The sequence below is a fragment of the Pantoea sp. OXWO6B1 genome (assembly GCF_001641135.1).
Classification (GTDB): domain Bacteria; phylum Pseudomonadota; class Gammaproteobacteria; order Enterobacterales; family Enterobacteriaceae; genus Pantoea; species Pantoea allii.
Map to the genome: position 1 here is coordinate 2,819,943 of NZ_LWLR01000001.1, position 20,989 is coordinate 2,840,931.

The 20,989-nt window shown below is 55.1% G+C and carries 22 protein-coding genes; 16 read left to right on the forward strand and 6 right to left on the reverse strand.

What is annotated here, in order from left to right:
• Window positions 1-145: 145 nt before the first annotated feature.
• Window positions 146-1,321: a benzoate/H(+) symporter BenE family transporter gene (locus A6A26_RS15355; RefSeq protein WP_063879530.1), complete on the reverse strand. Its 1,176-nt coding sequence runs from the start codon at window positions 1,319-1,321 to the stop codon at window positions 146-148.
• A 92-nt stretch (window positions 1,322-1,413) separates the two neighbouring features.
• On the opposite strand from A6A26_RS15355, the gene A6A26_RS15360 reads away from it, so the two are divergent.
• Entirely contained in the window at window positions 1,414-1,959 is a 546-nt protein-coding gene (locus A6A26_RS15360; protein ID WP_063879531.1) for a helix-turn-helix domain-containing protein, read from the forward strand.
• Between the two features lie 179 nt (window positions 1,960-2,138).
• A complete protein-coding gene (locus A6A26_RS15365) occupies window positions 2,139-2,696 on the forward strand; it encodes an isochorismatase family protein (protein ID WP_063879532.1) in 558 nt (185 codons plus the stop codon).
• 3 nt (window positions 2,697-2,699) lie between these two features.
• Here A6A26_RS15365 and A6A26_RS15370 read toward each other — a convergent pair whose 3' ends face one another.
• From A6A26_RS15370 to A6A26_RS15385, 4 genes are all read right to left on the reverse strand, one after another.
• Window positions 2,700-3,125, reverse strand: a complete 426-nt coding sequence (locus A6A26_RS15370) for a type II toxin-antitoxin system VapC family toxin (RefSeq protein ID WP_063879533.1) — start codon at window positions 3,123-3,125, stop codon at window positions 2,700-2,702.
• Window positions 3,125-3,373 (reverse strand): type II toxin-antitoxin system Phd/YefM family antitoxin, encoded by a 249-nt coding sequence (locus A6A26_RS15375; protein WP_063879534.1) that lies wholly within the window; start codon window positions 3,371-3,373, stop codon window positions 3,125-3,127. Before A6A26_RS15375 ends, A6A26_RS15370 begins: the two co-directional genes overlap by 1 nt.
• 234 nt (window positions 3,374-3,607) lie before the next feature.
• Complete coding sequence (pqqU, locus tag A6A26_RS15380) at window positions 3,608-5,737, reverse strand: TonB-dependent receptor PqqU (protein ID WP_082875191.1); 2,130 nt, start codon at window positions 5,735-5,737, stop codon at window positions 3,608-3,610.
• Window positions 5,738-5,935: 198 nt separating this feature from the next.
• Window positions 5,936-6,130 (reverse strand): hypothetical protein, encoded by a 195-nt coding sequence (locus tag A6A26_RS15385; protein WP_063879535.1) that lies wholly within the window; start codon window positions 6,128-6,130, stop codon window positions 5,936-5,938.
• On the opposite strand from A6A26_RS15385, the gene A6A26_RS15390 reads away from it, so the two are divergent.
• Window positions 6,129-6,989 carry an NAD(P)-dependent oxidoreductase gene (locus tag A6A26_RS15390; RefSeq protein ID WP_063879536.1) on the forward strand — a complete coding sequence of 287 codons (861 nt, stop codon included), beginning with the start codon at window positions 6,129-6,131 and terminating at the stop codon, window positions 6,987-6,989. The genes A6A26_RS15385 and A6A26_RS15390 overlap by 2 nt on opposite strands.
• A complete protein-coding gene (locus A6A26_RS15395; RefSeq protein WP_063879537.1) occupies window positions 6,986-7,768 on the forward strand; it encodes an AraC family transcriptional regulator in 783 nt (260 codons plus the stop codon). Before A6A26_RS15390 ends, A6A26_RS15395 begins: the two co-directional genes overlap by 4 nt.
• On the opposite strand, the gene leuA is transcribed toward A6A26_RS15395, so the two are convergent.
• Entirely contained in the window at window positions 7,689-9,404 is a 1,716-nt protein-coding gene (gene leuA, locus A6A26_RS15400) for a 2-isopropylmalate synthase (protein ID WP_063879538.1), read from the reverse strand. The two genes, A6A26_RS15395 and leuA, sit on opposite strands and share 80 nt — an antisense overlap.
• Before the next feature lie 187 nt (window positions 9,405-9,591).
• On the opposite strand from leuA, the gene A6A26_RS15405 reads away from it, so the two are divergent.
• From A6A26_RS15405 to A6A26_RS15455, 12 genes are all read left to right on the forward strand, one after another.
• Complete coding sequence (locus A6A26_RS15405; protein WP_063879539.1) at window positions 9,592-10,614, forward strand: dipeptidase; 1,023 nt, start codon at window positions 9,592-9,594, stop codon at window positions 10,612-10,614.
• A 139-nt stretch (window positions 10,615-10,753) separates the two neighbouring features.
• Entirely contained in the window at window positions 10,754-10,825 is a 72-nt protein-coding gene (gene pqqA / locus A6A26_RS24885) for a pyrroloquinoline quinone precursor peptide PqqA (RefSeq protein ID WP_009090272.1), read from the forward strand.
• A gap of 52 nt (window positions 10,826-10,877) precedes the next feature.
• A complete protein-coding gene (pqqB, locus tag A6A26_RS15410; RefSeq protein WP_063879540.1) occupies window positions 10,878-11,795 on the forward strand; it encodes a pyrroloquinoline quinone biosynthesis protein PqqB in 918 nt (305 codons plus the stop codon).
• A gap of 3 nt (window positions 11,796-11,798) precedes the next feature.
• Window positions 11,799-12,554, forward strand: a complete 756-nt coding sequence (gene pqqC, locus A6A26_RS15415; protein WP_063879541.1) for a pyrroloquinoline-quinone synthase PqqC — start codon at window positions 11,799-11,801, stop codon at window positions 12,552-12,554.
• A gap of 2 nt (window positions 12,555-12,556) precedes the next feature.
• Complete coding sequence (gene pqqD, locus A6A26_RS15420) at window positions 12,557-12,835, forward strand: pyrroloquinoline quinone biosynthesis peptide chaperone PqqD (RefSeq protein WP_063879542.1); 279 nt, start codon at window positions 12,557-12,559, stop codon at window positions 12,833-12,835.
• On the forward strand, window positions 12,822-13,964 hold the full coding sequence (gene pqqE, locus A6A26_RS15425; protein WP_096010666.1) for a pyrroloquinoline quinone biosynthesis protein PqqE: 1,143 nt from the start codon (window positions 12,822-12,824) through the stop codon (window positions 13,962-13,964). The genes pqqD and pqqE overlap by 14 nt, the downstream gene beginning before the upstream one ends.
• Window positions 13,964-16,240 carry a pyrroloquinoline quinone biosynthesis protein PqqF gene (pqqF, locus tag A6A26_RS15430; protein ID WP_063879544.1) on the forward strand — a complete coding sequence of 759 codons (2,277 nt, stop codon included), beginning with the start codon at window positions 13,964-13,966 and terminating at the stop codon, window positions 16,238-16,240. The genes pqqE and pqqF overlap by 1 nt, the downstream gene beginning before the upstream one ends.
• A 118-nt stretch (window positions 16,241-16,358) precedes the next feature.
• Window positions 16,359-16,943 (forward strand): YceI family protein, encoded by a 585-nt coding sequence (locus A6A26_RS15435; RefSeq protein WP_063879545.1) that lies wholly within the window; start codon window positions 16,359-16,361, stop codon window positions 16,941-16,943.
• Window positions 16,944-17,489: 546 nt separating this feature from the next.
• Complete coding sequence (locus tag A6A26_RS15440) at window positions 17,490-18,470, forward strand: 6-phosphofructokinase (protein ID WP_063879546.1); 981 nt, start codon at window positions 17,490-17,492, stop codon at window positions 18,468-18,470.
• A 9-nt stretch (window positions 18,471-18,479) separates the two neighbouring features.
• The gene (locus A6A26_RS15445) at window positions 18,480-18,794 is read left to right on the forward strand and encodes a PTS sugar transporter subunit IIB (protein ID WP_063879547.1); all 315 of its coding nucleotides are present in this window, start codon (window positions 18,480-18,482) and stop codon (window positions 18,792-18,794) included.
• On the forward strand, window positions 18,787-20,154 hold the full coding sequence (locus A6A26_RS15450; protein ID WP_063879548.1) for a PTS sugar transporter subunit IIC: 1,368 nt from the start codon (window positions 18,787-18,789) through the stop codon (window positions 20,152-20,154). Before A6A26_RS15445 ends, A6A26_RS15450 begins: the two co-directional genes overlap by 8 nt.
• Window positions 20,141-20,983, forward strand: a complete 843-nt coding sequence (locus A6A26_RS15455) for a class II fructose-bisphosphate aldolase (protein WP_063879549.1) — start codon at window positions 20,141-20,143, stop codon at window positions 20,981-20,983. Before A6A26_RS15450 ends, A6A26_RS15455 begins: the two co-directional genes overlap by 14 nt.
• The last annotated feature ends 6 nt before the right edge of the window (window positions 20,984-20,989 follow it).

The following is a 20,989-nucleotide window of genomic DNA, read 5'->3' on the forward strand; positions in this document are numbered from 1 at the left end:
GTCGTTGTCTGAGGCAGAAGATCGCGTGTTATCGTCGATTACGGTGATTTTACGTGGGACAATGGCAAATCAAACCGCTGAAAAAGGGGATAAATGCGTGGTTTTTTGACCCGCTGCCGGGAAAATAACCAATGCCCTGATGATGTTACGCTGTTTTACGCTTTAATAACAGATGTGCAACCACGCCACCAACCAGGCCCCAAAACGCCGAACCGATACCGCAGAGCGTCACGCCGGATGCGGTAATCAGAAAGGCAATCAGGGCGCTGTCGCGCTCGTCGGGCGTATCCAGCGCACGTTGCAAACTGCCGCCGAGGGTGGCAAGCAGGGCCAGACCGGCCAGAACCTGAACCATCACCTCAGGCAGTGCGCTGAACAGCACGGCAATCAACGCCCCGGATAATCCGGCGAGCAGATAAAAAAAACCAGCCAGCGCCGCCGCTATCCAGCGTCGTTGCGGATCGGCATCCACCTCTTCGCCCATGCAAATCGCGGCAGTGATCGCTGCCACACAAACCGAAAATCCACCAAACGGAGACAGCACCAGGGCCAGCAGCCCGGTCCAGCTCATTAATGCGGAGATCGGCGGTCGGTAGCCGTGTGCCTGCAAGGTCGCAATGCCTGGGGCATTTTGCGAGGCCATGGTCACCAGAAAATAGGGTAGTCCAATACCCATGAGCGTGGGCAGTGAAAAGGTCGGCCAGACAGGGGCGGGAAGGCTAAAGCGCGCCACATGCTCAGGGAAATGAATGCTGCCTTGCCCAAAGGCGATGGCAAGGCCCGCCAGCAGGGCGATAAGAATGGCATAGCGGGCGAACCAGCGGCGTGCCAGCAGCCAGATAAAACACATTGATGCGGCCAGAGTGAAATTAACTGATAAATCGCTAAACGTCTGCAGGCCAAATCGCAGTAAAATCCCCGCCAGCATGGCGGCTGCCAGTGAGGCGGGAATGTGGTTCATCAGCCGGGCAAACAGGCCGGTTACGCCGCACAACACAATCAGGGCGTTGGCAAAAACAAACACCCCGACGGCATCGTTGACAGAAACCCCTTGCAGGCTGGTCGCGAGTAACGCCGCGCCAGGCGTGGACCAGGCGGCTAAGATCGGCATCCGGTACGCCAGAGACAGCCCCGCCGAGGCAATGCCCATCGCAAGGCCAATCACGGAAAGCCAGCCGGCGATCTGCGTGGGCGATGCGCCCGCCGACTGAGCGACCTGATAAATAATCGCACCGGTACTGCTATAGCCCACCAACACGGCGACAAAGCCGGAAACGGCCATGGGCAAGGTAATGGGGAACGGCGCGCGGCGTGCAGACATGATGTAACCCTCTCGTGCGTTATAGCGCACATCGTCGCACAGGGCGTTATAACGCACAAGTGTTACACTGAAGCGGTACAGCAGGAGACAACATGGAAAATTTGCAGCAATATCTTGGCGATGCGCTGAAACAATTGCGCCAGGCCAACGGCTGGAGCCTGACTTCAACCGCGGAAAAAACGGGCGTGAGCAAGGCGATGCTGGGTCAGATTGAACGTGGCGAATCCAGCCCCACGGTGGCGACCTTGTGGAAAATCGCCACCGGGTTCAATGTCCCGTTCTCATTTTTTGTTCATAACGGATCGCTTTCCGCCGGTGAGGTGGCAAGTTACCGACAGCATAATGCCCAGATGACGGTCACGCCGCTGTTACCTTATGACGAACGACTGCGTTTTGATTTGCTGGCAGTTGAGCTGGCAGCCGGTGCACAAAGCGATTCCGCGGCCCATGAGCACGGTGTGATTGAGCAGGTGGTGGTGGTGGAAGGGGAACTGTTACTGGGCATCGAAGATACCTGGCGGCGGCTTAAACAGGATGAGGCCTTTCAGTTCAGGGCGGATGTTGCCCACAGCTACCGTAATCCCCTGAACAGCCGCTTACGCTTTCACAGCCTGATTCATTACCTTGGGCGAAACTGAGCTTACAAATTGAAACCAGCCGCGCCTGTTCAGACCTGACCGGCATTTGTATACTCAGTCCCCCTTTGTAAGGCCGCGCTGCACGCCTGTTTGCACCTCGTTGCAAACGCTGACTGCCTGAGCGTCGCAGTCTGCACCTTACTGACTCGTTATCTGTTACCGCTTCCAGAGGAATTATCATGGCTTTAACCACACTTGATGCGAAAACCGCGCTGATCGTCATCGATCTGCAAGAGGGGATTGTTGCGCTGCCAGTTGTGCATGAGCCACAGCCGGTTATCGAACGCTGCGCAATGCTCGCCGCTGCATTCCGTGAAAAAGATCTGCCCGTTGTGCTGGTCAACGTTGCTGGCGGTGCGCCAGGACGCAATGAGATGCCGCGTCACGAAGGCGAGCTGCCTGCAAACTGGGCAACCCTGGTTCCTGCCATGACACCGCAGCATAACGACCTGACCATCACCAAAAAAACCTGGGGCGCTTTTCATCACACGGCGCTGCATGATGAGCTGCAAAAGCGTGGCATTACGCAGGTCGTTATTTGCGGTATTGCCACCAGCATTGGCGTGGAATCGACGGCACGTCAGGCGTATGAATTAGGTTACAACGTCACTTTGGCGGTGGATGCAATGACTGACCTTAATAGCGACACCCACGAAAACAGCATCAAGCGCGTGTTTCCCCGTCTGGGCGAAACGGGCAGCTGTGATGATGTGCGTGCAAAACTCAACGCGCTATAATCGCTAAGCAATATCCCAGGGATTGAGCAGCATAACGCCCAGTCCCTGGAAATCTTTCAGGTTACGCGTGACCAGGATTAAATCGTGCTGTAGCGCCGTTGCCGCAATCAACGCATCGGTTTCAGCGCGCCGGTCGGGCACGTGCAGTTGGGCGCAGCGCCGCGCGATGGGGCCATCAACAGGCAAGGTTCGCTGACGATACGCCTCAAGTACCTGTGTCTGATACCAGAGGCGCAAACGTTGGGCCTGCTCTTCATCCCGCTGTTCAAGATGCAAAATCCCTCTCTCTATTTCCAGCAACGTCAGGGCGGAAATAAAGGTGTTGTCAGTGCTGACCGTGACAGCCCAGGCTTCGACGTTTGGATCGACGCGCGCTGTTCCTGCCTTGCGCAATTCGGAAACGACATTCGTATCCAGTAAATATCGCATCAGAAATCGACATCCCGCGCGGTAATACTTAGGCGTTCCGGTGTAAAATCAATATCTGCTGTTTCAGGCATGGCTAATGCCATCGCCAGATTTTTTTTGCCACCTGTTAATGTTTGATAAGCCTCAAACGTTAACAGGACATGTGCGGGTTTACCGCGATCGGTAATGTACACTGGGCCGTCCTCCGCCTCTTTTTTCGCCTTTGACACGTCTTGATTAAAGGCACGACTTGAATAGATTTTGTTCAACGTGAGTGCTCCTCACATGTAGTTACGTTACTACATAGAGTTTATGTGAGTGGATCTTTTTGAGCAAGTTTTGAACGAAACCTCGAGTGCTCTCGCAAAATGGCACAGCGGAAACCGGGATGGGTGGGTGATACGATGAACTGACTGACGACAGCGAGATGCCAGCGTCAGGAAGGATAGCGGAGAGAGGCCACCAGAGCGGCGGCCGCGTGATAGCGGCGCGGCCGCCCTGTATTACTGGAAAGCGTAACTGACCGTCAGGCCCACGCTGTAGTTGCGCCCAGGTGCCGGTTCGAAATAACGGCTGTTACTTTCGTTGACGATCACCGAGCCCACGTAATTCCGGTCAAACAGGTTATCTACCCGCCCAAACAGATCCAGTGTCCAGCTGGCAACCTGCCACTTATAGCCGCTGTTCAGCGAGGTAATGGCGTAAGAGGGCGCGCGAACGTCATTGCTGTCATCCGCCGCAATATTGCTCATGTAACGCCATTCTGCCCCGGCGTAAAAACCCTGTTCCGGGGCGTAAGCCAGCCCGGTATAAAGCATATTGCGCGCGATGCCGGGAATACGATTGCCGTTGCAGCTGTTGTCACCACAGGCATTGGTGCGGTAGCGCGCATCCAGCAGGGTGTAAGCCATCTTCAGCCGCCAGTCATAGTTAAACTGCTGATCAAGGCCCAGCTCCAGGCCACGACGCCGGGTTTCTCCCGCATTTTTATAGGTGGTACGCCCGCCGCTGCTGCTGTCAGCCACAATCTCATCCTGGGTATCGGTCTGGAAAATGGCGGCGCTGACCAGGCCATTGCCCAGCCGTTTTTTAGTGCCTAACTCAACCGTGTCGCTGGTCGCGGGCTTCAGCCCCAGATTCAGTCCAGACTGTCCGTCTGAACGATAGGACAGTTCATTTATTGTCGGCGTTTCGAAGCCGCGTCCGGCCGACAGATAGGTGTTCCAGCTGTCGTCAAAGGCGTACTTCAACGCGGCGGCGGGTAGCCATTTGTGGTAACGGGCATCGCCACTGTCATCGCCATTACCTGGCGTAATGTAAACATCGTTGGAGTCAAAACTGACCGTACTGAAACGGATGCCTGCATCCAGTGACCATTTTTCACTGAGCTGCCAGCTGGTTTGCAGGTAGGGATCAAGATTCCACATCAGGTTGCGTTCGTTGCGACGCATATTTCCCTGTTCGCCAAACTGCGTGACGCCGTTTACCGTGGTGAAATTCTCAAAACCTTTACGCTGCTCGCGCATGGTTTCGTAATCAAGTCCGCCGGTAAGCGTTACCGGAACCGAAAACAGGGTATCACGGTGCGTCCAGCGCGTATCAATGCCCTGATAGTGGCGAGTCAGGGAAATCACGCCGCCGGGATGCGACGGGTTGCGCTGCACGCTGACAGGAATCGACTGGAACTGCGTCGTTTCACGCGTACCGGCATACATCATCACACTGAGGTCATCGTTTTCACTCATCTGGCGCTGATAGTGCAGGCCGCCCTGGGTTTGATCGACGGTTTTGCGCGTATTGAACAGCGAGACGGTGCTGACAACCTGACGGGGATTAGCCCGCCATTGTTCCGGCGTTAAGCCGCCCGGGTCCTGCGCGTCGATATGAACGCTGTTGAACAGTAACGTCAGGGTGCTGACGTCATCGATGCGCACGCCCAGCTTTGCATTACCGAGATTTTTTTGCGCGGCACTGTGGTCGCGATAACCGTGAGTGGTAAAGCGCGAGGCGGAAATCGTGTAGTTAACGTCGCCGGCATGTGTGCCATCGCCGGTGGCACCGCTGGCTTTCACGCTGTTGCGCCAGCTGCCATAACTACCGAACCAGCTACCCGCTTCGAGCGTCGGGGGTTGCTGTCCGGTTTGGGTGATGACGTTAATCACGCCGCCGGAGGCGTTGCCATACAGCGCAGAAAACGGCCCACGCAATACCTCCACCCGATCAATCGAGCCGATATCAATGTTAGACGTTTGCCCCTGACCATCCGGCATGGTGGCAGGAATGCCATCAACATAAATACGCAGGCCACGCACCCCGTAAGTGGAACGGGAACCAAAGCCGCGCAGGGACAACTGCAGGTCCTGGGCGTAATTTTGTCGGTTCTGGATCTGCAATCCTGGTACGCTGGTCAGGCTTTCTGACAGGTTAACGCGCGGCGCGGCCTGGCGCATATCATCGCCGTTAACCACGCTAACGGCGGCAGGCGTATCAAGTTCGCTCAGGCCTTTTGCGGACGGTGCCGCGCTGACGACCAGCGTATTATCGCCGTCTGCTGCGAAGAGCGGCAGCGAAGAAAATGTGGCAGGCAGGACTAAAAACGGCAGGCTGACCCGACGTAATCGCTTAATATTCATTTGTATTTGGCCTGAAAGCGTGGATTCCCTGGGTATGTCGCCTGCCAGCCAGCGGCTTAAAAACACAGCGGTTAACGGCAGGTCGCGAAACTAGTGGTGCTAAATGAACCAACTGGAACAATCGCGGCATATATTAATAGTTTTGTCAGTTGTTTGGAAATCGTAAATGATTGATCGGTTTATATGATCGTCATGGCGTTAAAACGTCATGCCCTTAGCGCGGTTAACCCCGTGATAGCGCACGACGGGCAGGCAGGCAGGCAGGCAGGCGGGCAAGCCAGCCAGTAAGGCAAAGGCCAGCGGACGTACAGGGTCACAGGTGCTACATTTTAGCGTGCACCGCCGGGTAAGCTTAAGGCGGACACCACTAATCAAAAATAAGGGAATCAGCATGAAACAACCTGATGTTGCAGTACTGGGATTAGGCGCCATGGGGCACGCCTTTGCCGCCAATTTGCTCAAAAAAGGTTTCAGGGTTTACGGCTGGAACCGTACCCGCGCACGGGGCGAAGATTTGATTGACGCCGGGCTGACGTTAGCCGCATCCGCCGCGGACGCGGTGCAGCAGGCCGACGTCGTGATTGCGATGTTATCGGACGGTAACACCACAGAGCAGGTGCTGCATGAGGCGAAAGCGGCGTTAAAACAGGGCGCAACCCTGTGCCAGATGGGCACCATCGGTGTGGAAAAAACCGATGCGCTGATTGCCTTCTTCGCTCAGGCGCGCCCCGATGTGGTGTTTATTGACGCGCCGGTTTCCGGCACCAAAGCCCCCGCAGAAAACGCCCAGATTCTGGTGATGGCCAGCGGCGATCGGTCCCGTGCTCAGGCAGCAGAAGCCGTGTTCGGCGCGATAGGTAAAGGAACGCAGTGGCTGGGTGAGGCGGGCAAGAGTTCGCGCATGAAGCTGGTCATCAACAGCTGGCTCATTGGTCTGATGCAGAGTCTGGCCGAAAGTACCCGGCTCGCCGACCAGTTTGGATTTTCCACCGACGACCTGTGGCAGGTGCTGGACGGCGGCCCGCTGGCCGTGCCCTATGCCAAAATGAAGCTGGGTATGATCGCCAGCGATGATTATACCCCGCAGATGCATCTGCAATGGGCGCTCAAAGACGCAAGGCTGGCGCTGGACGCCTCTGAGAGTTCACTGCCCGCACTGGAAAATATCGCCAGCGTCTGGCAGCAGGCCGTGGAAGCCGGGCACGGTGAAGAGGATTTAGCGGTGATCTACAAGTATCTTAAATCGCAATGAGTTCGACGGTCAGTTTTGATTTCAGCACCCGCCCGCTGGTGCCGCTGGCGCACGATTATCCGCATGGTGCCACAGAACCCTGGCACCATCACAGCTGCGCGCAGCTTATTCATACGCTGAGCGGCGTAGTGCGGGTTGAAACTGAACTGGGCAGCTGGACCGTACCGCCCAGCCGTGGCGTCTGGCTGCCTGCCTTCACCCGCCACAGCTTACACATCACCGGGGCGGTCGCTGCGCGCACGCTGTTTATCGATCCCTTTGCCAGAGCCGATCTTCCCGCCAGCTGTCAGGTCGTGCAAATTTCTGCGCTGCTGCGCGAGCTGATTATCAACGCCATCGATTTGCCTGTGTCCTACGCGCCAGCCAGCCGCACCGAACGGATTTATGAATTGATCCTGGATGAGATACGCAGCATGGACGTGCTGCCTTTTGCCTTGCCCCTGCCACAGAGTCCACGTTTACAGGCGCTCTGCCTGCAGGTTCAGGCTGACCTGTCTGGCGACTGGTCGCTGGCGGCAGCCAGCGCCAGGCTCAACCTGTCTGGTCGAACACTGGCTCGCCATTTTGTACGTGAAACCGGCCTGCAGTTCAGCGACTGGGTACGGCGAGCCCGCGTGGCTATCGCCCTGACGCGGCTGGCACAGGGCGACAGCGTATTGCGCGTGGCTCTGGATCTGGGCTATGAAAGCCCAAGTGCCTTCAGCGCCATGTTTCGCCGTCTGCTGGGCGTGTCACCAACGGACTACTTTCCTGCGGCAGAAAGTGGCTCGCCGCGTTAAGCAATGCCTGCAGTGCGGCGCGCGACGTATCATTGTCGATGCTGACGCCCCAGTGGCGTTCACCCTGAAGATTCATGCAACTGACATAGGCGACTGAGCGGCTGTCGCTGCGTTTTCCCAGCGTATGTTCATGATAATGTTCAATGGTCAGCGCCAGGTCCAGCGTCTGACGCAGTGCCGTAACGGCGGCGGAAAGCAGGCCATTCCCGCTACCAGTCAGCGGCACGGTGCGGTCGTGATGATGGACGTGAGCCCGCAACTGCGTCTGCTCGCCCGACTCGCTTTGACTGTGTGCATCCATCAGGCGCAGGGCAGGCTGTTCAATCTGATAGTGACGGCAAAAAAGTTGCCAGACAGCATGCTGTGTCATTTCTTTTCCATGCAGATCGGTTTCCTGTTGAACACAACGGCTGAAATCCTGCTGCAGTGCGCGGGGAAGGTGCAGGCCGTGGTTTTGCTCCAGCAACCAGGCCGCGCCGCTTTTACCTGACTGACTGTTTACCCGGATAACGGCTTCATAACTGCATCCAATATCGGCAGGATCGAGCGGCAAATAGGGGATCTGCCACCGCGTTTCCTGGTGCTGGTGGCGATAAGCGAATCCCTTTTTAATCGCATCCTGATGAGAGCCGGAAAAAGCGGTAAAAACCAGCTCGCCTGCATAGGGATGACGGGGATGGACCGGCAGTTTATTGCAGTCGGTGACCACCTCAATCACCCGGGCCATATCGCTAAAATCCAGTCCCGGCGCAATGCCCTGGGTGTAAAGATTTAACGCCAACGTGACTAAATCGACATTACCGGTACGCTCACCATTGCCAAACAGGCAGCCTTCAATGCGATCGGCACCCGCCAGCAGAGCCAGTTCCGCGCAGGCAACGCCCGTCCCCCGGTCGTTATGAGGATGAACGCTGATACACACCGCGTCACGTCGGCTAAAGTGGCGGCAGAAAAACTCTATCTGATCGGCGTAAACGTTGGGCGTGTTAACTTCAACGGTGGCCGGCAGGTTAATGATCATTGGCCGTTCCGCGCTGGGTTGCCAGACGTCGGCGACCGCTTCACAAATCTCCAGCGCGAAGGCGGGCTCTGTAAAACAGAAGGTTTCCGGCGAGTACTCAAAGCTCCAATGTGTTTCGGGCGCGGCCTCACAGGCGGCTCGAATCTGTTGTGCGCTTGCGGTCGCCAGCGCCACGATCTGTTGTTTACTCTGATTAAACACGCGCTCACGAAATAAGGGGGCGGTGGCGTTGTACAAATGCACAATGGCGCGCGGTGCCCCTTCCAGTGCGCAGAAGGTTTTTGCAATCAGGTCCTGACGCGCGGGCGTTAATACCTGCAGCGTCACATCATCTGGAATTCGCTTTTGTTCAATCAGGTCGCGCACAAAGTCAAAATCGGTTTGCGAGGCGGAAGGAAAGGCGGCTTCAATTTCTTTGACACCGCAGTCCAGCAGCAACTGCCAGAACTGAAGTTTTTGCGTGCGGTTCATCGGTTCCGCCAGCGCCTGATTTCCATCCCGCAGGTCAGTAGACAGCCAGCGCGGCGCACGGGTGATCTGTTGTGAAGGCCACTGGCGGCCAGCCAGATCAACGGAGGGGAACGGGCGGTATTTCTCAGCCGGGTGCATCAACATAGTCATCTCCTTGTAGGTGTTTAAGCCAGTGTGGCGTGGCGAGAAGTCTGTCGCGCGCGGAAAACTGACAACCTGAAGCGCAAAAGTGACAACCTTGTTGACGGCGTGTGGCGCTGCGTGCGCAGGCGTTTGCTGAAGTGGAAAGACAGCGGTAGCATAAGCCGATGTTTCCCAAGGTGGTTTTCCTATGCTGGTTTTTGACGGGCACAACGATCTGTTACTTAATCTGTGGCTGTACCATCGCGATGCGCCCGCAGAGGCATTCTTTGCGGGCGTGCCGAAAGGCCATCTGGACTTTTCTCGTATGCAGCAGGGCGGTTTTGCCGGCGGGTTGTTTGCTCTTTTTGTACCGCCGCAGGACTACCTTGCTCAGGTCGCCCCGGCGCGTGCGGCGCAAGAAGACTATGAGCCACTGACGATTATGTGGCAGCAACTGGCGATACTGCAGCAAATAGCCGCGCAGTCCGACGGGCGCGCCAGGCTTTGCCACTGCGCCGCAGAGATTGAAGCCTGCCGCGCTGAAGGGGTTCTGGCGCTGGTGGCGCATATTGAAGGCGCTGACGCCCTGGACGCAGACGGCGAAACGCTGAACGCCTTTTATCAGGCTGGCGTCCGCTCCATCGGGCCATTCTGGAATCTGAAAAACCGCTTTGGAGAGGGCGTTAACGGCAGTTTCCCGGGATCGCCGGACACAGGACCAGGGCTGACGGCAGAGGGGGAAAGGCTGATCGGCCAGGCCGCTGCGCTAAACATGATGATTGATGTTTCGCATATGAATGAAAAAGCCTTCTGGGATACGGCCCGGCTGTCAGACGCGCCCCTGGTTGCCAGCCACTCCAACGCCCATGTTCTGTGCCCACAGCCCCGAAACCTGACGGATGACCAGCTCAAGGCTATTCGCGCGAGCGGTGGGGTGGTCGGTATTAATTTTGGCAATGCTTTCCTTCGCGCCGACGGTAAACGTGACAGCGACACCGATCTGGCAGAAATCGTCAAACATTGTGATCACTTGATTAACATAATGGGCGACAATCATGTGGCGTTCGGATCGGACTTTGACGGGATTTCGCCGCCGGAAGCGCTGGGCGACGTGAGCGGTCTGCCGCGATTGCTCGCCGTTTTTCGCGACTCGGGCTATGATCAAAACGTACTGGAGAAATTAACGTGGGGAAACTGGCTGCGGGTTTTGCACCAAACCTGGCTGGGTTAACACGTTTTCTTACGGGCTTTTCATTGATTTCACTGTGCGGTCTGCGAGAAAATAGTGTGACAAGGTTCGCATTTCAATCCCTGTCACACTGCTGTTTTGCAGTAATTTATTTGTCTGTTTATCTATAAGGAAGAAAATTATGTGGAAAAAACCAACGTTTGTTGATCTGCGCCTCGGTCTGGAAGTCACACTGTACATCTCCAACCGCTAATCATTTGCCCGCCGTTTGCGCGGGCATTTCGTTTCAACACCTGGTCCCTTTCATGTTTATTAAAGTCCTTGGATCTGCTGCAGGCGGTGGATTTCCGCAATGGAACTGCAACTGCCCCAACTGCCAGGGTGTGCGTAACGGCACCCTCCAGGCCACGCCGCGTACTCAGTCCTCGATCATCGTTAGCGATAACGGGGAAGACTGGGTTTTATGCAATGCCTCTCCTGACATCAGCCAGCAGATTTTGCACACGCCAGAACTGGTTAAAAAAAACGTCCTGCGCGGTACAGCCATCGGCGGCATAATTCTTACCGACAGCCAGATTGACCATACTACGGGCCTGCTCAGCCTGCGTGAAGGCTGCCCACATCAGGTGTGGTGTACGCCCGAAGTTCATGACGATCTGACCACCGGTTTCCCGGTCTTTACCATGCTCAAACACTGGAATGGCGGACTGCAGCATCGGCCCATTCGTCCGTTAACGCCGTTTAACGTCGATGTTTGTTCGGATCTCCAGTTCACCGCCATCCCGATTCTCAGTAATGCGCCGCCATACTCGCCATACCGCGATCGTCCGCTACCGGGCCACAACGTGGCGTTGTTTATTGAAAATCGCGCTAACGGTCAGACACTGCTGTATGCGCCAGGCCTTGGTGAGCCGGATGCGGTGATCCTTCCCTGGCTGGAGCGGGCCGATTGCCTGCTGATTGATGGGACGGTATGGCAGGACGATGAGTTACTGACCGCCGGAGTGGGTAAAAATACCGGAAAAGCGATGGGGCACCTGGCGCTGGCCGACGAGCAGGGGCTGATGGCATTACTCGCCCGGCTGCCGGCAAAACGTAAAATTTTAATTCACATTAACAACACCAATCCTGTCCTTAACGAACAGTCACCTCAGCGGCACTTCCTGTCACAACAGGGAATAGAGGTGAGTCACGACGGGATGGCGATACATCTTCAGGACTAAATCATGCTGATTACGGAAACCCTGTCGCCGCAGGCCTTTGAACTGGCGCTGCGTGATAAAGGCGCGTACTACCATATTCATCACCCTTACCATATTGCGATGCATAACGGCCAGGCCACGCCTGAGCAGATTCAGGGCTGGGTGGCGAACCGCTTCTATTATCAAACCAGTATTCCGCTCAAAGATGCAGCGATCATGGCCAACTGCCCGGACCCGGCGACCCGGCGTAAATGGGTACAGCGCATCCTGGATCACGATGGCAGCCAGGGCGACGATGGCGGCATTGAAGCCTGGTTACGCCTGGGCGAAGCGGTGGGCCTGAGCCGGGATGAGCTGGTCTCGGAACAGCATGTCCTGCCGGGCGTGCGGTTTGCGGTTGATGCCTACCTCAACTTTGCGCGTCGCGCTAACTGGCAGGAAGCCGCCTGCAGTTCCCTTACCGAACTCTTTGCTCCCCAGATTCATCAGTCGCGGCTCGACAGCTGGCCTCAGCACTATCCGTGGATCAAAGAAGAGGGCTATTTCTATTTCCGCAGCCGCCTGAGTCAGGCGAACCGCGACGTTGAACACGGCCTTGCGCTGGCGCTGGCATTTTGTGATACCGCTGAAAAACAGAACCGCATGCTGGAGATTCTGCAGTTCAAGCTGGATATTCTGTGGACGATGCTGGATGCCATGACAATGGCTTACGAACTCAAACGCCCGCCTTATCATAGCGTTACGGATAAGGCAGCCTGGCACACAACCCGACTGGTATAACGATGAACGAACACGCAATTGCCGCTTTTCGCCGTGGCTACCGTATGCAATGGGAAGCAGCTCAGGACAGTCACGTCGTGCTCTATCCAGAAGGCATGGCGAAACTCAATGAAACGGCCGCCGCCATTCTGGCGCTGGTGGACGGCAAACAGGATATTGCCGCCATCATTGCCATCCTGGATGCCCGTTTTCCCGAAGCAGGCGGCGTCGGCGAGGATGTTAAAGAATTCCTGCAGTCAGCGTATGAACAAAAGTGGATACAGTTTCGTGACCCAGCATAAACCCGGCGTGAACCCACCGCTCTGGCTGCTGGCAGAACTGACCTACCGCTGCCCGCTCCAGTGCCCGTACTGCTCGAATCCGCTGGATTTTGCCCAGCAGGAAAAAGAGCTGAGCACCGAGCAGTGGATTGAGGTGTTCCGCCAGGCACGTGCTATGGGCAGCGTGCAGCTCGGCTTTTCAGGCGGTGAGCCGCTGACGCGGAAAGACCTGCCCGAACTGATCAAAGCGGCGCGCGATTTAGGTTTTTATACCAACCTCATTACCTCCGGAATCGGCCTGACGGAGAAAAAGCTGGAGGCATTCAGCGACGCCGGGCTGGATCATATTCAGATCAGTTTTCAGGCCAGTGATGAAACCCTGAACGCAGCACTGGCCGGTTCGAAAAAGGCGTTTCAGCAGAAGCTGGACATGGCGCGCGCGGTCAAAGCCCATGGTTATCCCATGGTGCTGAATTTCGTCCTGCACCGTCACAATATTGACCAGATCGATAAGATCATCGATCTCTGTATCGAGCTGGAAGCCGATGACGTGGAGCTGGCGACCTGTCAGTTTTACGGCTGGGCGCAGTTAAACCGCGAGGGCCTGCTGCCAACCCGTGAGCAGATTGCCCGGGCCGAAGGCATCGTTAACCAGTACCGTGAACGCATGAGCGACAGCGGTAATCTGACCAATCTGCTGTTTGTTACCCCCGATTACTATGAAGAACGTCCCAAGCCGTGCATGGGCGGATGGGGCGCTATCTTCCTGAGCGTCACGCCGGAAGGCACGGCACTCCCGTGCCACAGCGCACGGCAGCTGCCGGTGGCTTTTCCCTCTGTGCTTGAGCAGAGCCTGGAAGATATCTGGTACCACTCGTTTGGCTTTAACCGCTATCGGGGCTTTGACTGGATGCCGGAGCCTTGTCGCTCTTGTGATGAAAAAGAGAAAGATTTTGGCGGCTGTCGCTGCCAGGCCTTTATGCTTACCGGCGATGCAGACAATGCCGATCCGGTGTGCAGTAAATCCCCGCACCACGGTAAAATTCTTGATGCACGCCGTGAAGCTGACTGTAGCGACATCAAAATCGGCCAGCTACAGTTCCGCAATCGCAGCAACTCTCAGCTGATTTATAAAACGCGGATTCTGTAATGCACACACGTTGCCTGCAACTCAACGGACTGAAGGTGACGCTGATCCACCAGCCGGAGGCCAGTCAGTCAGCGGCACTGGTGAGCGTCGCGGCAGGCAGCCATGATGAGCCGGATAGCTGGCCCGGCCTGGCGCATTTGCTTGAGCACCTGCTTTTTACCGGCAGTCAGCGCTGGCCAAATGACGGGCGGTTGATGAGTTGGGTTCAGGCCTGCGGGGGGCAGGTGAATGCCAGCACCCAGGCCCGCCAGAGCGCGTACTTTTTTGAAGTCGCGCCTGAGAATTTTAGCGAAGGCCTGCTGCGCCTGCAGGATATGCTGAGTGCGCCACGATTAACCCTTGAGGCTATCCGCCAGGAGATTGGCGTTATTGATGCGGAATACCGGCTGCTGCAGCATCATGCTCCGGCGCGGGCGGAAGCCGCTATCTTCACGCCGGTGACGTTCCCCGCCGTATTTCAGCGCTTCCAGACGGGCAACAGGGCAGCGTTTGGTGACAACGTCACAGAATTGCACGCGGCGTTGCAGGCCTTTCATCAGCGTTTTTATCACCCTGAGAATATGGCGTTGTGGCTCCAGGGGCCGCAGTCTCTGGAAGCGCTCACCGGTCTGGCAGAAACCTTTACCGCCGCATTTTCCCCACGTCCATTGCAGCTGCGCAAGCGTGCCAGCATCACCCCGCAACCGGTTCAGCTGTCCCCCGACCGGAGCCTGGCCTTACAGCAGGAAGGGCCGTCCGCGCTGTGGCAAAGCTGGCTGTTACCTGCCGCATTTCGTGACAGTGTCACTCTGGTGCGGGAATTTTTACTTGATGACGCGCCGGGTGGCTTACTGGCCACGCTCCATGCACGCAGCATCGCGACCGGCCTGCAGGTGAAATGGCTTTATCGATCTGACACGACCGACTGGCTGGCGATAACGGTCGCCAGCGAGCAGCCTGCGCCTGTGATGGCACTGCTGAATGCGTTTCTGCAGGCGTTAAGTCTTACCAGCACGGCGCAACGGCAACATTACTGGCAGCTGGCACAGCAACGGCTGGCTGCGCAATCGCCACTGATGCAACTGCAGGCGCGTGCACTGGGCTTTGCGGCCGTGGGTGAATGTCCTGATATCTCTGCCTTATTAAGCGAATTGTCCACCCGTGCCGCGACCACGCTTTTTTGTACCGCCGATGCGCAGGCTGAAAAGCGCCTTATACAGGGCTATGAACTCGCGCTGGCAACCTGGCAGGTGCCAGCGTACCGTTGCCCGACCGTTAACTGGTCATTTTACCCGCAGCAAAGTCCTTTCCCACTCAGTGATGCGCCCACGGATGTGGCGGTTCTGCCGCACATCGCGCCGGATACGTCGCCGGGTACGCTGGTGCTGCGCCCCGAGCTGTTTACCACGCTGGCGGCGGGCCCGGCATATGACCATGCCTTACGGCCCGTCTTTGCGGTGTTACGCCATTTTGCCGCTAGCGGCGAGTGGCGCGACGTTCAGGGCGTCTGGCAACTCAGGCTGCAGCTGCCGTCAGACAAGACACTGCTCAGCGCGGCGCTGGCGCAGCTTCTGCAACGCCTGAGCCAGCCAGCCAGGGCATCCTCACCACACATACCGGGCATTGCGATACGCGAGCTGCTGCGGCAACTGCCTTACCAACTGGCTACCTCTGTGGAGCCTGCAGGCTGGCGTGCTGTCCTGTTGGGCGGTGATGCTGACCAGCAGCGGATCGTGGCGCAGCAACTCAGTGTGCTTAAGGTGAATTCCCCGACGCGTCCGTCTCCCGCATCGGTTGCCGGTGAAACCTGTATCCCCCAGGCGACGGATGACAGTGCTGTTTTGCTGTTTATTCCCCTGGACGACGGGCAGCAACTGGCAGCGCTTCGTGCTCTGGCGCTGATCTGTGAGCCGCGTTTTTACCAGCGCTATCGCGTTGAGCAGCCGGTAGGTTATGTGGTCAGCTGCCGCTACCATCGCAGTGTGGACACCGATGGCCTTCTTTTTGGCTTACAGTCGCCGGATTGTCCGGCATCAACATTGATTCAGTTCTGTGAAGCCTTCCTGCATGACATGACCCCTGGCGTTGCACAATGTGATATCAACCCGATCAAAACTCAGCTCATGGGGATGAAAGAAGACCCCGAGGTGGCAGCCCTGCGTCAGGCGAACGGCCTGACCAACCTTGAGCCTGAAAAGGTCGCCTCACTGACTCAGGAAGCGGTGCAACAGCTGCATCAACGATTGTTAACCTGCCGACACCGCTGGCGCATTCTCTACACTAAAGGTAAGAATTAAAATAATCACTCAGTGATATTGCTGAATAAATTTGATTGTTTACGCCAAATCTCTTCACTTTTTATTCGCGTGTATATGCCCCAAACTCAGATGGACGCCATAAAATAAGGAATAGAAAGTGAAGAATGTAAAACGTTTAACTCTGCCACTGCTCGCGGCTGCTGCGCTGTATGTCCCTGCTTCTCAGGCAGAAGCCATGCATTATCAACTCGACCCACAGCATACGTCTGTAGTGATGAGCTGGGAGCACTTCGGCTTTTCGCATCCTACCGCTGATATTCCAGATGCTACAGGTTCCCTGGTGTTTGACAGCAGCAAACCTGAGCAGTCGCGTGTCGACGTTACCCTGCCGGTAAGTAAAATTGACAGCCATGTCGCTGCCCTGACCAAAGAATTCAAAGGTGCGGACTATTTCGACGTTGCGAAATACCCCAGCGCCACCTTCCGCAGCACTAAAGTCATCGCCAAAGGCGATAACAAGTTTGATGTGGAAGGGAACCTCACCCTGAAAGGTATTACCAAACCTGTCACACTGCACGCCACGCTGAACAAGCAGGGCGAGCATCCGATGGTGAAGAAGCAGGCGATTGGTTTTGATGCCACCGGCACCATCAAACGTTCAGACTTCAAACTGGACAAGTACGTGCCAGCGGTCAGTGATGACGTGAAACTGACGCTCTCTACCGAAGCGTACGCGAAGTAATTCTGCGTTTGCGTTCTCAGCCCGGCACTCAGGTGCCGGGTTTTTTTTTGCCTGGCCTGGCTACGGGCAACCCGGCAAACAGGCAGCGTCTGCATTCAGCGTTGTCAGGCCCTGAACGAGTCGGCGGCGACCGAAACCGGCTCAAAAAGCGCCAGCATTGTCTGAAAAAAAAAGCACTTCATCACGTTATTTTCGGCGGCTGAAAAAGCCTGAGCCCGTCCCGCGTAAAATTAATCCTCTGCCGTACCTAAAAAAATGAGGCGAAAATCACAAATTTGCATCGTGATTTTATCGACGCCTGCGCGATATAACGTTGACAGAAAAGCGAGGGGCATCGTTATATTTAACTTGTTGTTTTAAAAGGATAAGCTCACAACCCCCCTTTGCGATTAAAATGTGATTTCTTTCACATAAATAAGCCATCCGTACGCGCTGTCAATACATCACCTAAATAAATTCCTCTCATTTTTGTGATCTTAATTGCAAATATCAGTCTGTTATCCCGAAACAATAGCGTCAGACGCATTAAGCCAGAAGGAAGTCAGGATGAGAATCGGAATGGTAATTAGCGGCGGTGACGTAACCGGCATTAATAATTTCATTTTCCAGGTGGGCAGAATGACCCAGGCGGAAATGGTGTTATTTAATGGCGGTATTCCTGGACTGCTGGATAATGTCTGTCAGGAAATATCGCAGCGTGATTTACTGGATTTTTCCATCACGTCCATTCCGGTGATGCAGTCGGGCAGAACTGCGCGAAAATTAATTCGCAGCGAATATGAAACCATTGCCCGGCAGTTAAAAACATTACGCATTGATGTATTAATTCTGGCTGGCGGTGACGGGTCGCTGCAATTTTTGCACACGCTGAGTGAATTTGGCGTCAACTGTTTTGGCATCGGAATGACCATTGATAACGATGTCTACGGCAGTGATTACACCGTGGGTTTTTCCACCGCCTGTGAGCAGGTTTTAAAAGAGGTGGCAAAGCTGAGAAACACCGGTCGGGCCTTAACCGGGCGTGTGTTTATGGTAGAACTGCTCGGCGGTTATTGTGGTGAGCTGACGCTACAGTCCGCCATAAAATCCAATGCCGATTTTGCGCTGATCCCGGAATGCCAGATTCCCACTAGCGTGCTGGCAGAACGCATCACTCAGCGGCTCAGCGAACAGAACAGCGTGGTAATCCTCTGTTCAGAAGGTTACACACGAGAATATTCACCGGGATTTCAGGGCGCGATTGATACATTAATCAAGCAACTTGAACCGTTGATCGGCGTGCGTATTCGCAAAACGATCGTCGGCTATGGACTGCGTAATGGCGACCCCACCTGTGAGGAGATTTATCAGGGCACCATTATGGCAAGTGAAGTCGTCCGTTGTATTCAATCCGGAATGCGTAATAAAGCCGTCATTATTAATGGCAGCAATAAGCCTATTCCGATTGACTTAATAAGCATGAAAAAACGCCTGGTCGATACAGAAGGGCACCATTATAAACTCGCTAAACAACTGCATATATTGTGAGGAGAAAACATGCTGAAAATTTTATGTGTCTGTGGTTGCGGTCTGGGATCAAGTTTCGCTATCGAAATGAGTGCGAAATCAGTTTTAAAAAAACTGGAGATTGAAGCCGATATCGATCACACCACGATTTCAGAAGCTAACGCATTTAAATCCGACATGATTTTAACGCAAAAAGCCTTTGCGGATGTCTTAAATGCCGACGCCACACCAGAGCAAATTAAACGCGTAATTATATTAAATAAACTCACCGATAAAGCTGAAATTGAGCAAAAGATCGTGGCTTTCTTAAAAGAACGTAATGTGAAGGTTGCTAATCATGAATAGTGTAATCAATTTTCTGGTTAAAGACTTATTGGGGCAGGCGTCTATTCTGATCGCGTTTATTGCGCTAATCGGACTGGTCCTGCAAAAAAAATCGGCCGGGAAGGTCGTGGAAGGGACCTTTAAAACCCTTCTGGGCTTCTTGATCATGATGGCGGGCATCAACATTATTGTGGGTGCGCTTACCTTCCTTAACAGCATTTTTACCCACGGTTTCGGCATGCAGGGCTACATCACTGACGTGGCCGCGATTGCCGGGCTGGCAAACCGTGAGCTGGGCTCGGAAGTGGCCATGACGCTACTGGTGATCTTTATCGTCAATATCATCATTGCGCGCCTGACACCGTTCAAATACATCTTCCTCACCGGCCAGGCGCTGTTGTGGATGGCAACCATCGGGGCCGTGATCGGTTACAAAGCCGGTCTGACCGGATTACCGTTAATTCTGACCGGCGGTATTTTCGGCGGCATTATGGCGGTGGTGATGCCGGCACTGGCACAGCCGGTGGTGCGTCGTATCACGGACTCGGATGACGTCGCGCTCGGCCACTTCTGCACTATCGGTTATCTGCTCACGGCGGCGGTGGCGAAAGTCGTCGGCCGAGGCTCACGCTCAACGGAAGATTTAAAGCTCCCCGATAACTTTAAGTTTTTGCAGGACACCTATCTGTCGATGGCGGTGGTCATGGTGCCGATGTACCTGATTCCCGCTGTGGCGGCAGGTCCAGCCTTTATCGCCCAGTACAGCAGTGGTACCAACTACCTGATGTATGCCTTTATGCAGTCTATCCAGTTTGTGGCGGGCGTCTTTGTTTTATACAGCGGCGTGAGACTGCTGCTGAATGAACTGGTCCCGGCCTTCCGCGGCATTGCGATGCGACTGGTGCCGGATGCCAAACCTGCACTCGACTGCCCGGTCATGTTCCCTTATGCGCCTAACGCGGTCATCGTCGGCTTTCTTGCGACCACGCTCGGCTCTGTTGTGGGCATGCTGGTCTTCCCAATGTTTGGTCTGGCGATGATTCTGCCCGGCTTGCTGACCAACTTTTTTGCCGGCGGTACAGCAGGCGTATTTGGTAACGCACTGGGTGGACGGCGCGGGGCAATGATTGGTGGATTCGTCCACGGATTATTTATTACCTTCCTGCCCGCCATTCTGGTACCGATGCTGGAAAGCTACGGCTTTACCGGCGTGACCTTCAGTGATTCCGACGTGATCAGTACCGGTCTGGTTCTGGGACATGCTTTCCAGCATAACTGGCTGTTTGTCGCCGTATTCGTTGCTTTTGTTACCGCTATCGCCTGGTTTGTTAACGGAAAATCCACTAAGCCCCGTGAGGAAAACGTGCATGAAACTTTATAACTTTACCGAATTACTGAAAATTGCCAAAGAACGTGAATTTAAAGCGGTAGGGTCGTTTAATTTACACTGTCTTGAGATGTTGCCGGCGTTTTTTAAAGCGGCAGAAAATACGCACAGTCCACTGATGATTCAAATATCAACCGGGACCGCGAAATATCTTGGGCACGAATTATTGGTTGATGCCATTAAGTCATTATCCAAAAGTAAAAATATTCCGACCTGTCTGCATCTGGATCACTGTTCCGATTTAGACTCGATTCAGACGGCAATTAATGCCGGATTCAGTTCGGTGATGTATGACGGTTCACATTTATCGCTGGAAGAGAATATCGCGAATACCCGCAGGGTGATTGATATGGCTCGTCCCGTGAATGTTTCCGTCGAGGCTGAGCTGGGTGCTATCGGCGGTTCTGAAGACGGAAAATGTGTGGAAATGAGCGATATCGTGTTTACCACGGTCGAGGATGCGAAACGCTTTGTGGATGAAACCGGCGTGGACATGCTGGCCATCTCCATCGGTACCGTTCACGGCCTTTATACCGGTAAAGCCCACATCCAGCATCAACGCCTGGCGGAGATCACGGCTGCCACGGGAACGCCGCTGGTCCTGCATGGCGGAACCGGGGTCAGCGATGAGGACATGCGCCTGGCCGTGGGCAGCGGTATCGAAAAAGTTAACGTAGGCACGGAAATGAATGTGCAGTGGGTTGCCCAGTGCAAAGCGACCTTTGAGAAAGGCAAAGTCAATGACAGCGTGCGTAATTTCCTCGTACCTGCCAATAATGCCGTCACCAATGTATTAGTTGAGAAAATGCAGCTGTTCCGTTAAGCACTT